Origin of the sequence: Lysinibacillus xylanilyticus (assembly GCF_001708185.1) — a bacterium.
Classification (GTDB): Bacteria; Bacillota; Bacilli; order Bacillales_A; family Planococcaceae; genus Lysinibacillus; species Lysinibacillus xylanilyticus_A.
The window spans coordinates 26,617-41,529 of sequence record NZ_MDDN01000012.1 but is presented as its reverse complement, the minus strand read 5'-3'; the positions used below and the strand labels follow the sequence as shown (position 1 = coordinate 41,529).

Sequence of the window (14,913 nt, the reverse complement as noted above, 5' to 3'; positions counted from 1 at the left end):
GGTGAATAAAGTATGCCTATTTTACAAATAAAAGACGTGACGAAGGTATATGAAGGTAAAGTAACTCATCGTGCGCTAAATCAGCTAAGCTTTGATGTGGAGGAAGGTGAGTTTTTAGCAGTCATGGGTCCATCGGGAAGTGGAAAAACAACATTATTAAATATCATTTCTACGATTGATGAACCAACCAGTGGAGAAATTATTGTAGATGGCATGAATCCTCATATGCTGAATGCAACAGAGCTTGCCTACTTTAGAAGAAGACAACTTGGTTTCGTTTTTCAGGATTTTAATCTTTTGCATATGCTGACAGTGGAAGAGAATATTGTGCTGCCACTAACATTAGATCAACAGCCATTAGAAGTAATAGAGGAGCGTCTTGCAAGCATTGTGGAAAAGCTGGATTTAAACTCTTTCTTGCATAAACGTCCAAATGAAATATCAGGTGGACAGGCACAGAGAACAGCTATTGGTCGAGCACTTATTCATAACCCAAGTCTCATTTTAGCAGATGAGCCGACCGGCAATTTGGATTCCAATTCTTCGCGTGATGTACTTGAACTTTTAACAAAAGTCAATCAAGATAAACAAACGACGATCGTCATGGTAACACATGATCCAATCGCAGCTAGCTACTGTGATCGCGTGTTATTTATTAAAGATGGGGAATTTTTCAATGAAATTTACAAAGATGATCGCCGTCAAATGTTTTTCCAGCGAATATTAAATGTTTTGAGCTTACTAGGAGGAGGACAAGTAGGTGACCTTTCGACAATTCGCTTACCGTAATGTCGTACGGAACAGCCGCATATATGGTGCCTTTTTCATGGCTAGCTTTTTTTCTGTGGCAGTGTTTTTTATCTATTCAATGCTCATGTTTCATCCGGATATTGAACGAGGAATTTTAGGAGAGGTATCGTTAATTGGGATGGTCGGTGCAGAAGTCGTGCTCGTCCTTTTTACATTATTCTTTTTATATTATTCGATGAGTGCCTTTTTAGAGGCTAGATCCCATGAGTTTGCTATTTTATTACATCTAGGAATGGAAAGACGCCAGATGAATAAGCTTGTCTTTTTGGAGACAATGATTATTGGTTCTGCCTCTATTATTGTTGGAATAATATTTGGTTTCTCGTTCTCGAAATTCTTTTTCATGATTGTCCGAGAAATTTTACATTTAGATAAATTGCCTTTGTATGTATCGTGGCAGCCATTTTTACTAACAATAGGTGTCTTTACAAGTGCTTTTGTAGTGATTTCCTTTATCAGTGTGTATTTTACACGTGAAAGAAAATTACGCGACCTTATTAAGGAAAGTGCTTATTTAAATAGTGATTCAACCTATTCGAAAATACGTGCAGTATACGGGATTGCTCTTATTTTATCAACATATGTGCTAGCATTTGTTGTGTCGAATACATCATTAATTGGTTTAACACTATTAATCCCGTTTTCAGCAGCCTTTGGAACATATTATTTTTTTAGTGATACAGTACCTTGCTTTTTAGATAAAGCTCGAGGCAAACGTGAATACCATTGGCAACGCTATCGTCTCCTTTCGTTAGCTGAGCAAACACATATTATGAAGGATAATGTGAAAATGTTTTTTGTTGTAACGATGGTGTCCACAATGGCATTTTTATCTGTCGGTGTTTTAGCAACGATGTCTTCTTATACGACACAGTATGATCGCTTAAATCCTCTAGGGCTTGTCTATAAGGGAGATGTCGACAACCCGTACGAACGAAATCATATCAACTCTTTACGAATTCAATTAGAGGAGAAAGGTTTGTCCTACCATTTATCTCGCTTTGTTGTTGTAAAGCAAACGTCTTCTTTTACTAATAATGAGGTTGAAGTCTTTAGAGAATCTGATATGAATGTATTGCTGTCGTCCTTTAGTTATCCATTACTTGACTTGTCTTCAGGACAGGCAGTGTTTATACCTTATTCAGAAGAATCCTTGAAAAAATTAAAAAATAAAGTTGTGCATACTGTGTTAGAAGAAAACGCTATCCCGTTAACTATTGATAGTGTATATCCAAAAATAGTATTCCCAGGCTCTATTGTTAGCGTCAATTCAATTGTGATAAGCGACGAGGATTTTGCAAGGCTCATCAAACCGATTGCCGATCAAGATGTTTTGCAGCCAACCTATCACTTATTTACTTTCTATATTCCTCAGTGGATAGAATCGAAAGATATCGGCCAAGACATAGACGAGTTAACAGCATCTCAATTTATTGAAAAGAAGGGTAAATTTAGCCCGTATTACTTTGAAAATGCAGGATTAAATTATTCTTATATACTAGCTACCTATTCATTATTTACATTAGTAGGTGTCTTAGTAGCATCTGTATTTTTATTAGCAGCAGGTAGCTTTGTTTACTTTAAATTGCATGCCTCTCTTGAAAGAGAAAAGCGTAAATTCGATGTCTTAAAGCGAATGGGCTTAACAGATACAGAGCTCAAAAAGCTAGTGAATCGCCATTTATTCCCACAGTTTTTCTTGCCTTGGGGTGTTGCAATGATGCATAGTGCCTTTGCTTTTATTATGGTTCAAGGCATCTTAAAGGATATTGCTAATATTTCGATTGTAAAAGAAGTTTTCTTTGCTTTTGGCTTTTTTGTTTTAATACAAGTAATTTATTTTTATTTGATTCGTTGGCGATACATCTCGCATATTCGTTCATGACGAAAGTGCGTGAAAGAGAAAAAAATGAGTTATTTGACGTAATTTTTGACATGAAATAAAAGTTTCATTGTCTTTTAGATATATTTCTTATATAATATTACTGAATAACGATTCATTTTATACGATAAGGGGATGGTGTAATTGAATTTAGTTACATGTGTTCGTCAACAAGCAGTAGAGCAGCCGGATAAAATTGCGTTTCATTTTATGGGGAAAGATACGACATACGGTGAGTTTGAACACTCTGTTGGTCGCTTTGCTAAGGGGTTACAACAATTAGGGATTGAAAAAGGGGACCATGTGGCGTTTTTACTCGGCAATACACCACATTATTTAATTGCGTTATATGCAACAATGCGTATAGGTGCAACCGCAATTCCGATTAATCCAATTTATACACCGGATGAAATTTCATATATTTTGCATAATGGTGATGTAAAAGCTGTTATTGCTCTTGATGCACTTCTTCCGTTAGTAGAAATGGGTGTACAAGCTTTTCCACAAGTAAAAACATTTGTTGTTTGTGAAACAACAGCAGATGTTGCTGAAAAAGTAGCTACTTTATCTGAAGAGGCACAGGCAAAAACGCATTTGTTTTCACAAGTTATAGCCAGTGCATCGGGCACTTGCCAACCAATAGATGTAGCTGACGATGATAATGCAATTATTTTATATACTTCAGGTACAACAGGTACTCCAAAGGGCGCAATGCTGACTCATGAAAATGTCTATTCAAATGCTCGAGATGTGGCACATTATTTAGGCTATAGAGCAAATGATCGTATTATTGCTACATTACCAGTTTTCCATGTATTTGCGTTAACTGTTGTCGTCAATGCACCTTTATTGAGTGGAGCAACAGTTTTACTTGTACCACGTTTTAGTCCAGCTGAAGTCTTTAATTTAACAAAGGAACAAAAAGCGACAGTCTTTGCAGGTGTACCAACTATGTATAACTTCTTGTATCAATTACCAGAAGGCAACCCTGAAGATTTCTCAACAATACGCCTAGCGATCTCAGGTGGCGCGTCTTTACCTGTAGCACTATTACATAATTTCGAGAAGAAATTTAATGTGCGTGTTTCGGAAGGCTATGGCTTATCAGAAGCTTCACCGGTGACGTGCTTTAACCCATTGGATCGTGATCGTAAAGCAGGTTCTATTGGGACAAACATTTCCAATGTTGAAAATAAGGTAGTGGATGCGAATGGCCAAGAAGTGCCTGTTGGCGAAGTAGGGGAACTAATTGTTCGAGGACCTAATGTTATGAAGGGCTATTATAAATTGCCTGAAGAAACAGCGATGGCTATACGTGATGGCTGGTTATATACAGGGGATTTAGCTAAAGTTGACGAAGAAGGATACTTCTACATCGTTGACCGTAAGAAAGATATGATTATTGTAGGCGGATTTAATGTATATCCAAGAGAGGTTGAAGAAGTACTCTTTGCTCATAATAATATCGTAGAAGCGGCAGTTGTAGGCTTCCCAGACCCTAATTTAGGAGAGGCAGTTCATGCATATGTTGTCTTGAAAGATGCAGATGCAACTTCAACAGACGACCTTTTTGCATACTGTGCAAAACATATGGTGAAATATAAGGTTCCTAAAGTAATTGAAATTATGGATGAATTACCGAAAAACACGACAGGAAAAATTTTGCGTCGTTCATTAAAAGATAATAAAGTAGGGGCGAGGACGTAACTACTCAAAACCTGAAAAAGCGCGAGAAATCAATTTTAGAAACGTTGATTTCTCGCGCTTTTCTGTGGAGAGCGTCGAGTAGCCTGCCACTCCAATCAGCGATAACGTAAAGATTTATAAATTTTATGTATCACAAAAGTGAACGCCGTTCGGCAAAACAAGGAGTTGATTTCCGTTCCGGCTAGGCGCTTTGTTGTTGCTGTCGTTGCACTTTCGCACAGATAAAACAATGTTGCTGTCGTTGCACTTTCGCACAGATAAAACAATGTTGCTGTCGTTACACTTTCGCACAGACAAAACCCAGCTGCTGACGCTACGTTAGCACTACGCTTTCGCACAGAAGACATCCGCTTGGCTCCAGGATCTCGGGCCAACACGATGTTGGTCACGTCGCGTCACGGTTATAAGTCTTTTCCGTTCGATTATGGTGAATAGCCATAGCTCTTAGGTATGGTCTCTAAATTAAATAAGTTGAGTGTAGAAGTCTGTAAGTGATAAAATCAAACTTGTGAAAACTACATACTTTTTAAAGGCTTGTCATATAGTGAGGGAGTAACATCTCAGACTGTAAACATAAATGGAACCCTTAGGTGTTTAGCTACGTCAAAGCTTTTAGAAAATTTAATTGAAAGAGAGTATACAAAAAAATGATAGAACTCATCAAGGAATTAATTAGTTTTATTATGCATATCGATGTGCATTTAGAGGAAATCATTCGTGATTTTGGTAATTGGAGTTATCTAATTTTATTTGCAATTGTTTTTGTTGAAACAGGTGTCGTAATTTTCCCGTTCCTACCAGGTGATTCATTGCTTTTTGCAAGTGGTACGTTTGCAGCAGCAATGGGTGCATTTGATATGTGGATTCTAATCCCAGTATTTTTAGCAGCAGCAATTTTGGGAGATACGATGAACTATCATATTGGTCATAAAGTAGGAACATCCATTCCACCAAAGAGCTTCCTTGGTAGAGTCGTAAAAAAAGAACGTATGGAGGCTGCAGAAAGATTCTTTAATACACATGGTGGTAAAACAATTGTTATCGCGCGTTTTATGCCATTCATCCGCACATTCATACCGTTTATTGCCGGAGCAAGTAAAATGAAGTATAGCTACTTCATAATGTATAACGTTGTAGGTGCAGTGCTATGGGTATTTAGCTGTACATTCCTAGGTTATTTCTTTGGTAATATTCCGATTATTAAAGAAAACTTCTCAACGGTTCTTATTTTAATTATCTTTATTTCAGTTGTACCAGCAGTTATTGGTGCTATTAAATCAAAAGCAAGTGGGAAATAACAAAAGGACAGTCCAAATGTGATAAAAAATCACTTAGGACTGTCTTTATTTTTTTCCTATCTTATATATTGTACGAGACCTTGAGAATCTTCAAGAACCGTGCTACGTGGTATGTCGATAATTAAGACATTTGAATAGGGATAGTCCATTGCGTAAGGTTCTTGCTCTACATCGCGATTAAAATCTAAAATACTTAATGTAGGTTTTATACGATCATAATTTACTTGTTGTTCAGATAAAGATTCAATAAAGAGCTCGTTATGTTCCATGTATACATTAGGTAAAGGTATTTTGTCAGAAAGGTCAATACCGTCTATTATGACAGGCAATTGATAATATGTAACAATTGCTTGTCCCGAATCAATATTGTCTTTATAACGCATTCGAATGATATAGTTTGAACCACTGTCATCTCCATTTACAATAACAGGTAATGTATCTCCTTCATATTTCAGTGCCCATGTTTTCTTTTTGTAGTCCTCTGTTAAATAAGAAGAATCGTTTTCTAAATCGTACTTTTGTATTTGCTCTAATTTTTTCTCAAGTTGTTTCATTTCAGAAGGAGAGAGTGCTTGTATTTTTGATTCTGCAAAAAAGCTAATATAAAGAAATGCAGTTAGTCCAAGTACTAAATAACTAGTAATACCAATCATAATACGCTCAGGTGTCCAAATTTTAATTTTTTTACTTAGTTTACTAAGTAGTAGAAAAATAGCAGCTACCAATAGTAGTGGCATAAAAAATAAGAAAAATGTCGCCTTCATTTGCGAGACACCTCCGATTTATCAGCAATCCAAATAGTGAGACAAAAGCATAGTACAGACACAAATAAATAAATTACACTAATTATAAGATTTGGTAACATCATTAGCGAGTTAAGGTTAATAGACACTAATGAAATGAAAATTAATAGCAATAATATAATTGGTACTTTAATAAGTGTCGGTCCCTTGAAGCTAGTGCCCAATAGTAAGCCGATTGCGCCAAATAAACAGATGCTGCTGAAACATAATAGTAATATTGATGGTGATATGAATAGATTTTCTATTATAAAAGATTGCTTTTCCGCTAATAAAATCTCTAATACTTTTAAATAGAAAGTAGAAATCATAATTATAACTGCAATAAAACTGTAAATAATCATGACAAATATATTTGCAATAGCGCTAGATGTTCGACTTGAAATAACGGATAAATCATCAATACGATACGCTTTTGTTGTAAAGAGTATCGCTACAATAAATGCCCAAAAAGCTGAAACGATCAGAAACATATCGAGTGAATAAATAGAGAACTTTACAGATAAATTCCCCCGCCCATAACCAGATGTACTCCCAGAGCTAGATAGTAAAATTCCAAAAATGATTTGTAAAATAACTAAGGAACTAAGGGCAGAAATATATAATTTTGCTTTCCATTTTACCTGTTTTTTCACAATCGTTTTAAGTGAAATATTAGTCAAAGATTGCATCAATATCACTTCCTTCTTTACTTGTTAAATACTTGCAGACTTCACTTGCGGTAAGGTGGGATATATTGATGCCTTTTGATCGAAGTAGGTCCTCTGAGACGAATAGCTTACTAGTATCTACTATTGCAGAAGTCATTCCTGCCATTATCGTTTGAGCATAAACTTCCGTCTCAGAAAGAAGATCCGCAAGAGCATCACTTGGTCCGCTAAGTGATATGAGCTGTTCTTTAAATTCATCTAATGGAGCATGGGCAATTACCGAGCCCTTATCTATTAATAAAATTTCTTCTAAAATGGATTCCATCTCTTGTAAATGGTGACTAGTAATTAAAATTGTCCGTGGGAAGGCTAAGTATTCCTTTAAAATCGCTCTGTAAAAATCTGTACGAATGGCTTCGTCCATGCCATTCATCGGTTCGTCTAAAATAGTTAGTGCACAGCGGCTTACTAATCCATAGACAAGGTTAAAGGTTGCCAATTGTCCCTTAGATAGTTGCTGATGCTTTGCTGTAAGATCTAGACCTGCATAATCGAGCATTCGATAAGCTAATTCACTTTGCCAATTAGGATAAAAATCAGCCCCGAACTTTAGAATATCTTCTAGCGATAAGTAATCAGAGAAACTTAATCGATCATCGATAAAAATCATATTAGCGGCTGTTTGAATGTTATTAAATGGATTTTCATTAAATACTTTGCATGAACCACTAGTGGGCTTTATATAGCCTGCAATAATATTAAGTATTGTCGACTTACCAGCACCATTGCGACCAATAATACCAATAATTTTTTCTGCATCAATTGCACAGGTTACATGCTGTAGTGCATTACGACGTCCAAAGCTTTTAGATAAATCCTCACATTGAATAATATTCATTTCAATCCCTCCTGTGTTTTTCGAATAAGCACTAGCAGTTCATCATCAGATACAAGTAAACGTTTTGCCTCTAATACGAGCTCTTGTGCCATTTTCGTCAAAATTTCGTTTTTACGTTTCGTTAAAATTCGTTCCTTTGCATCCGTAGCGACAAACATACCTAGCCCCCGTTTCTTATATAGAAGTTGCTCGTCAAGTAAAATTGTCAGTCCTTTACCAGCTGTAGCAGGATTTATATTGAACAACTCAGCTAGCTGATATTGTGAATAGACTTTCTCGTTAGCTTGTAGTCGATCGGCGATGATTTCATGCTGTAGCCATTCAGCAATTTGAATATAAATCGGAGTTGTACTATCTAGATGAACATGCATCAAAAAACCTCCCTTCATAAATGGTATAGTACATTAGTGTTGTAATGTACTATAAATTATATTTTGAGAAATGTCTATAGGTGTGTGATTAGGAAAAAATAGGTTTATTATTGAGCAATAAAAAGATTTTTTGTTGATAGTTTGAAATATGTTCCCATTTTCAACTGATTGTAGCGTAGGGCTACTCGACTCCCGCAGGAAAGCAAGTAGCCGTAGTGGAAATTAGAGCCTTTTATTTAATACGGATGGATAAAAATGGTTAAATGGCACGCCTGAAATGTCTATATAAAATGAAATATTCTGATGGAATTTCTTGAGGAAGTATTTAAGAAGGATTGAGCGGAGTTGAAAAAGGTCACTCTGGAAAATGAGTAAAAAATTTATGTGACAACAGTGTAGGTGTTAGTTATTGTAAGGAGACTTTTAGACAATTCCTTGAATGATAAGCAGACAGGAATGAAAAATGTTATAATATTGATTACTAGAAAATGGAGGGCGACGAAATGGAAGTATTTATCGGAAGACAGCCTATTTTTAACCTTCATGAACAAATCGTTGCGTATGAATTATTATATCGTAGCAAAAACGTGAATACTTTTCCGAAGGTAGATCCAGATGCTGCAACAATTGACGTACTAGTAAACTCATTTCTTTCAATTGGTATTGAAGAGGTAACAAAAGGTAAGCCTAGTTTTGTTAACTTTACAGAAAACTTGCTGATGAGTCAGATAGATGAATACTTGAATCCATCACAAGTTGTTATTGAGATTTTAGAGGACGTCCCTCTTACGCCTCAGTTAGTAGAGAGAGTCATTGAATTGAAATCATATGGGTTTACTATTGCATTAGATGATTTTATTTTGAATGATGAAGTACAAGTTTATGATGAGTTATTTGCTTATATTGATTATATAAAAGTTGATTTTTTATTGTCACCATTACTGGAGCGAATGGAAATTGAAAATAAAGTGAAAGAAAATTTCCCTCACATAAAATTGCTCGCTGAAAAGGTCGAGACACGTAATCAATTTGAAGTTGCAAAGCATTCTGGCTATGAATTATTTCAAGGCTATTTTTTTGAGCAGCCCGAAATAATTACAGCAACCGATATACCAGCTAATACTATTCAATATTTATATATTCTTACCCTATTAAAAGAAGAGGAACCTAATGTTCAGTTATTAGCTGAAAATATTGAGCGTGATATTTCATTGACGTATAAATTACTGCAAATGATTAATAATTCAGAGAAGCGCTCTAAATCCAAGGTTCGTTCGATCAAACAAGCGATTGTATTACTTGGAGTATCAAATTTACGAAAGTGGATTTATTTATTGGCGATGCGAGAAATTGATATGAATGCTGATAATGATATTTTTAAAGAAGTCATGCGTACATCGTTATTTAGAGCAAAAGTATGTGAGAAATTAGCTAAGCTTTCCTATAAGAAGAACTTTTCTGAATATTTTTTAATTGGGATGTTTTCATTAATAGATACTTTATTGCAAAGACCGATGAATGTTATTTTGCAACAGTTACCTTTTTCAGAAGCTATATCAGAAACGATTTTAGGTAATCCAACTGAAATGACACCTTATCTTGAATTTAGTATTGCGTTAGATAAATTAGATTGGTCAAGCTTAGAAGTATTAGCTCCTCAACTCAATTTTGATTTAACAAACATTGATCTTTTATACCAAGAAGCAATGGAATGGGCAGAAAAATCTTTCTAATTGGACCAAAAAATCTGTTCTTGATTAAAAAGTATAAATCTATATGGAGCTTTGAGAGGTTCAGTCCAATACTCGTGAAAAAAGCACCCTGTTGAAACAAAATATAAAGTCAAGTACATATTTTGGTGAAGAGCCAAAAAATAGAAATAAGTTACCTTAAAACTCTCTTTAAAGGTAGCTTATTTTTTTGTTTTTATAAGAGGAAAAATTATTTCATCTTTCCTTCATCAAAATGAAGTTCTCAATGTGAAAGCTATTTGCTATAATCATCTCGTCTTAAAAAATTCTGAAAGTTGAAGTGGACGTGGGGAAATGAATCATGCACAGAGTGCAAGAGATAGCATTATGGAATATGTATACGTCGTTGTTGGAGCGGCAGTCATTGCTATTGGCTTCAATGTATTTTTACTGCCAAATCAAATAGCCTCAGGCGGTGTAAGTGGGATTAGTACAATTTTACACGGTTTATTTGGCTGGAATCCTGGTTATGTACAGTATGCATTTAATATTCCATTATTTATAGCAGGTGTATTATTACTTGGAAAAAAGTTTGGGATAAAATCATTTATTGGAACAGTGACATTACCGTTAATTGTATTACTAACACATAGTTGGGAGCCTTGGACCGATAATCCTTTACTTGGTGCGTTGTTTGGGGGAATTGTTGTCGGTTTAGGAATAGGACTTGTCTTTAAAGGGAATGCTTCTACAGGTGGCACTGATTTACTAGCGCAAATTATTACAAAGTTTACCGGAATTACTCTTGGTACAAGTGTACTATTGATTGATGGAATGATCGCGATTAGTGCAGCAATTGTTTTTGACTTAGAGAAAGGTTTGTATGCACTTATTGGACTATATGTCACTACTAAAACAATCGATATTATTCAGCTCGGCTTTAGTCAATCCAAAATGGTTTATATTATTACGATGAAACAAGATGAGATACGTGATGCTATTTATGCCGAGATTAATCGTGGCGTGACAAAGTTACCAGCAATTGGAGGGTATACAGGGGAAGCACGACCAGTACTGATGGTTGTTGTTTACCAAACAGAGTTCACAAAGCTGAAACAACTCATTAAAAGCGTTGACCCATCAGCGTTTGTTATTGTTTCCGATGCTTATGAGGTATTAGGCAAAGGTTTCAAACGTGCATAATTTTGGTATAATGTCGAGGAAAGATATTTTTTAACTAATGAGGAGGGGTACTAATGAAAAAGGCAATGTTAACATTAGTGTTCGGATCAGCAATCTTCCTAGCTGCTTGTGGTGGTGGAGATAAAACTGCAACTAAAGATGAAGGGAAAACTGCCGCTCCAGACGGTGAAACAATTGCTATGAAATCTTGTATTTCTTGCCACGGTGGCGAACTACAAGGTCAAGGTAATGCACCTGCACTTAAAGATGTAGGCTCTCGTTTATCAGAAAAAGAAATTTTAAATGTTATTGAAAATGGTAAAAATGGTATGCCTCCAAATGTTGTTAAAGGTGAGGATGCAGAAGCAGTTGCCAAATGGTTAGCTACTCAAAAATAAAACATAAAAAACTAGCGGATTTGGAGAACCGCTAGTTTTTTATGTTTTGTGGTGTAATTTTCAGCTAACAGACAAGAGAGTAAATACATTTCTTTTATTCCTAGACATGCTAAAATAAAGTGATACTGCAATCAGTGAAGCTGATTGCTAGTTGAACCAATCGGGCTAGTTAATCGCCAGATGAATGGGGGCTACTAATATTGGTCGTAGTATTAACAAGAGACGTAATGGAGAAATTTAAGTTAGAGCTATTAGCTGGTGAGGAAGGAATAGGAAGAACGATTGTCACGAGTGATATTTCAAGACCAGGACTTGAAATGGCCGGGTATTTTACACATTATCCTGCGAATCGAGTACAATTGCTTGGGAAAACAGAACTTTCATTTTTTGAAATGTTACCTGCAGATGTGAAATTGGAGCGTATGCGTTTACTGTGTTCGCAGGATACGCCAGCTATAATTATTTCTCGTGATTTAGAGATACCTGAGGAGCTTTTACAGGCTTCTAATGAAAAGCACGTACCTGTATTTAAAACACATATGACAACAACAAAGTTTTCAAGTAGGCTGACTAACTATTTAGAAGGTTGTTTAGCACCAATGACTGCTGCTCATGGAGTTTTAGTCGATGTCTATGGCATTGGTGTACTGATAATCGGGAAAAGTGGTGTAGGGAAAAGTGAAACAGCACTTGAACTTGTAAAGAAAGGGCACCGATTAGTAGCTGATGATTGCGTGGAAATTCGGCAGGAATCAGAGAATTTCTTAATCGGAAGTCCACCACCTCTTTTAGAACACTTACTTGAAATTAGAGGTATTGGCATAATTGATATTATGACGCTGTTTGGAGCAAGCGCAGTGCGACCTTACAAACGTATTACGTTAATCATCGAACTGGAAATTTGGGATCCAGAAAAGGTATATGATCGTTTAGGTCTAGAGGAAGAGAAAATGAAAATCATCGATACGGAATTAACAAAGTTAACAATTCCTGTAAGACCTGGGCGCAATGTATCTGTTATTATTGAAGTAGCTGCCATGAATTACCGTTTGAAAAAAATGGGCGTTAATGCAGCGGAGGAGTTTTCTAGACGTTTAGATGAGGTTATTACTTCAACAGATGAATTAGATGATTAATGGTTTATTAATAAGATACAATGACTTAGTAATAGAAGAATGTTGAGAGGAGCATAAGATGGACTTATTACTATTACAAATTGATCCGATTGCTTTCAATTTAGGACCTATCCCTGTTCATTGGTATGGGTTGCTAATCGTATCGGGTATTATTTTAGCTTATTTTGTAGGACAAAGAGAAGCTATGAAGAGGGGATTACCGGAGGAGTTTCTGGCGGATTTATTACTATGGGCTGTTCCTATATCCATAGTTTGCGCACGCATTTACTATGTAACGATGCGTTGGGATTATTATGGTCAGAACCCAGAGAAAATTATTGAGATTTGGAATGGTGGTATTGCGATCCACGGAGCTCTTATTGGGGCATTTATAACAGCTTACATATTCACTCGTAAAAGAAATATAAGCTTTTTAAAAGTAGCGGATATTGCGGCACCAAGTATTTTGATTGGCCAAATAATTGGCCGATGGGGAAATTTTATGAACCAAGAGGCTTATGGTGGTCCGGTGTCACGTGAATTTTTAGAAAATCTGAGGCTGCCTGATTGGATTATTAATCAAATGTATGTTGAAGAATTAGGAACATATGTACATCCTACGTTCTTATATGAATCCGTATGGAATTTCATTGGGCTAATCATTTTACTAGTATTACGCAAAGTAAATTTAAATCGTGGGGAAATATTCTTTGGCTATATCATTTGGTATTCATTCGGTCGATTCTATATAGAAGGTATGCGTACAGATAGCCTATATTTAGTAGGAGATTTACGCTCGGCTCAGGTTGTTTCAATAATTGGTATTGTAGTGGGTCTTGTGGCGATTATTTACCGACGTATAACAGTAAAACCTGCAGTGAAGTATTTAGATGATTAATAAGGGGTGCAAGGACATGGCTGTAAAGGCATTACTTTTTGACTTTGATGGTACATTACTCAATACAAATGATTTAATCATTAAAACATTTATGCATGTTTTAAACGAGCGATTTCCCGGGCAATATTCGCCAAAAGATTGCCTAAAATTCCTTGGGCCGTCCTTGAAACAGACAATGAGTGACATTGCTCCTGGTGAAGAGGATGAAATGATTGCTAAATATCGCGAATATAATGAATTACATCATGATGTGCTTGTCACTCAATATCCTGATGTTGTATCAACTTTAGAGCAATTAAAGGCTATGGGTATCAAGTTAGCGATTGTGTCTACAAAGCGTAATGGGATGATTGACCGTGGACTTAAGGTGCTCGGTGCAAGTCATTTATTTGATATCCGTATTGGTACGGATGATGTGAAAAATGTAAAGCCTGATCCAGAACCAGTTTTGCTTGCCCTTGAACGCCTTGGTGTAAAAAAGGAAGAAGCCATTATGATTGGTGACAATTCTCATGATATTGAGGCAGGACACAATGCTGGAATTAGAGCAGCTGGTGTCGCATGGGCTTTTAAAGGTGAGGAATACTTACAGCAGTTCAAGCCGGAATATATGTTGCATCATATGACGGATTTATTTGAAATTGTGAAAGAGGGTTAGTAAATGGCACGTAAAACAGAACGCTACCGTGTCGAAGGAGCAAACTCGCTTTGGAATATTTATGATACGGTGTCCTTTTGGAAGGTGATGAAGTGTTTTATTGTCATTCAAATTGGACGCTTCACACCATTTTTACGTGTGAAAAACTGGTTGTATCGAACTTTTTTAAAGATGGAGATTGGTGAAAAAACTTCATTAGCTTTAATGGTGATGCCAGATACAATGTTTCCAGAACGAATTCACATCGGTGACAATACCGTTATAGGCTTCAGTACAACTATTTTGGCGCATGAGTATTTAATAGAGGAGTATCGTCTGGGGGATGTTTATATTGGCAATGAAGTAATGGTTGGTGCCAATTCAACGATACTACCAGGTGTTACGATAGGTGACGGTGCGATTGTCTCGGCTGCAACCCTTGTCCATAAGGATGTGCCAGCTGGCTGTCTTGCAGGCGGTAACCCTATGCAAATTATTTATACAGCTGAACAAATGGCGGAGCGCAAACGCAATGAAGTAGTACAATGGTGCACGCCAAAAAAATAATAAGATCTA

At 36.2% G+C, this 14,913-nt stretch carries 16 protein-coding genes; 11 read left to right on the top strand and 5 right to left on the bottom strand.

Translation table 11 applies throughout. The features are described from left to right. The first annotated feature begins 12 nt into the window (after window positions 1–12). From BFJ97_RS17730 to BFJ97_RS17720, 3 genes are all read left to right on the top strand, one after another. Entirely contained in the window at window positions 13–789 is a 777-nt protein-coding gene (locus BFJ97_RS17730) for an ABC transporter ATP-binding protein (RefSeq protein ID WP_068985996.1), read from the top strand. Next, window positions 761–2,695 (top strand): FtsX-like permease family protein, encoded by a 1,935-nt coding sequence (locus tag BFJ97_RS17725; protein WP_068985995.1) that lies wholly within the window; start codon window positions 761–763, stop codon window positions 2,693–2,695. The genes BFJ97_RS17730 and BFJ97_RS17725 overlap by 29 nt, the downstream gene beginning before the upstream one ends. Window positions 2,696–2,836: 141 nt before the next feature. After that, the gene (locus BFJ97_RS17720; protein ID WP_068985994.1) at window positions 2,837–4,399 is read left to right on the top strand and encodes a fatty acid--CoA ligase family protein; all 1,563 of its coding nucleotides are present in this window, start codon (window positions 2,837–2,839) and stop codon (window positions 4,397–4,399) included. Between the two features lie 95 nt (window positions 4,400–4,494). Here the strand turns inward: BFJ97_RS17720 and BFJ97_RS17715 are convergent, their stop codons facing one another. Next, window positions 4,495–4,746 (bottom strand): hypothetical protein, encoded by a 252-nt coding sequence (locus BFJ97_RS17715; protein ID WP_068985993.1) that lies wholly within the window; start codon window positions 4,744–4,746, stop codon window positions 4,495–4,497. Between the two features lie 303 nt (window positions 4,747–5,049). On the opposite strand from BFJ97_RS17715, the gene BFJ97_RS17710 reads away from it, so the two are divergent. Then, complete coding sequence (locus tag BFJ97_RS17710) at window positions 5,050–5,697, top strand: VTT domain-containing protein (protein WP_223553937.1); 648 nt, start codon at window positions 5,050–5,052, stop codon at window positions 5,695–5,697. A 56-nt stretch (window positions 5,698–5,753) separates the two neighbouring features. Here the strand turns inward: BFJ97_RS17710 and BFJ97_RS17705 are convergent, their stop codons facing one another. The 4 genes from BFJ97_RS17705 to BFJ97_RS17690 are packed head-to-tail and all read right to left on the bottom strand — an operon-like array spanning window position 5,754 to window position 8,416. Beyond that, on the bottom strand, window positions 5,754–6,461 hold the full coding sequence (locus BFJ97_RS17705; protein WP_068985991.1) for a hypothetical protein: 708 nt from the start codon (window positions 6,459–6,461) through the stop codon (window positions 5,754–5,756). Next, window positions 6,458–7,168: a hypothetical protein gene (locus tag BFJ97_RS17700; RefSeq protein ID WP_068985990.1), complete on the bottom strand. Its 711-nt coding sequence runs from the start codon at window positions 7,166–7,168 to the stop codon at window positions 6,458–6,460. Before BFJ97_RS17700 ends, BFJ97_RS17705 begins: the two co-directional genes overlap by 4 nt. Further along, window positions 7,152–8,045, bottom strand: a complete 894-nt coding sequence (locus tag BFJ97_RS17695; protein WP_083227089.1) for an ATP-binding cassette domain-containing protein — start codon at window positions 8,043–8,045, stop codon at window positions 7,152–7,154. Before BFJ97_RS17695 ends, BFJ97_RS17700 begins: the two co-directional genes overlap by 17 nt. Continuing rightward, the gene (locus BFJ97_RS17690) at window positions 8,042–8,416 is read right to left on the bottom strand and encodes a GntR family transcriptional regulator (RefSeq protein WP_068985989.1); all 375 of its coding nucleotides are present in this window, start codon (window positions 8,414–8,416) and stop codon (window positions 8,042–8,044) included. The genes BFJ97_RS17695 and BFJ97_RS17690 overlap by 4 nt, the downstream gene beginning before the upstream one ends. Window positions 8,417–8,919: 503 nt before the next feature. Between BFJ97_RS17690 and BFJ97_RS17685 the strand changes: the two genes are divergently transcribed. The 7 genes from BFJ97_RS17685 to BFJ97_RS17655 all read left to right on the top strand — a co-directional run bounded on the left by BFJ97_RS17685 (window position 8,920) and on the right by BFJ97_RS17655 (window position 14,904). After that, window positions 8,920–10,149: an EAL and HDOD domain-containing protein gene (locus BFJ97_RS17685; RefSeq protein WP_068985988.1), complete on the top strand. Its 1,230-nt coding sequence runs from the start codon at window positions 8,920–8,922 to the stop codon at window positions 10,147–10,149. Between the two features lie 345 nt (window positions 10,150–10,494). Further along, complete coding sequence (locus BFJ97_RS17680) at window positions 10,495–11,310, top strand: YitT family protein (protein ID WP_254660198.1); 816 nt, start codon at window positions 10,495–10,497, stop codon at window positions 11,308–11,310. A 53-nt stretch (window positions 11,311–11,363) separates the two neighbouring features. Beyond that, complete coding sequence (cccB, locus tag BFJ97_RS17675) at window positions 11,364–11,687, top strand: cytochrome c551 (protein ID WP_068985986.1); 324 nt, start codon at window positions 11,364–11,366, stop codon at window positions 11,685–11,687. A 200-nt stretch (window positions 11,688–11,887) separates the two neighbouring features. After that, the gene (hprK, locus tag BFJ97_RS17670; protein ID WP_068985985.1) at window positions 11,888–12,823 is read left to right on the top strand and encodes an HPr(Ser) kinase/phosphatase; all 936 of its coding nucleotides are present in this window, start codon (window positions 11,888–11,890) and stop codon (window positions 12,821–12,823) included. A 58-nt stretch (window positions 12,824–12,881) separates the two neighbouring features. Beyond that, complete coding sequence (lgt, locus tag BFJ97_RS17665; protein ID WP_068985984.1) at window positions 12,882–13,700, top strand: prolipoprotein diacylglyceryl transferase; 819 nt, start codon at window positions 12,882–12,884, stop codon at window positions 13,698–13,700. Window positions 13,701–13,716: 16 nt separating this feature from the next. Next, window positions 13,717–14,358: a pyrophosphatase PpaX gene (gene ppaX / locus BFJ97_RS17660; RefSeq protein WP_068985983.1), complete on the top strand. Its 642-nt coding sequence runs from the start codon at window positions 13,717–13,719 to the stop codon at window positions 14,356–14,358. A 3-nt stretch (window positions 14,359–14,361) separates the two neighbouring features. Then, the gene (locus BFJ97_RS17655; RefSeq protein ID WP_068985982.1) at window positions 14,362–14,904 is read left to right on the top strand and encodes an acyltransferase; all 543 of its coding nucleotides are present in this window, start codon (window positions 14,362–14,364) and stop codon (window positions 14,902–14,904) included. The last annotated feature ends 9 nt before the right edge of the window (window positions 14,905–14,913 follow it).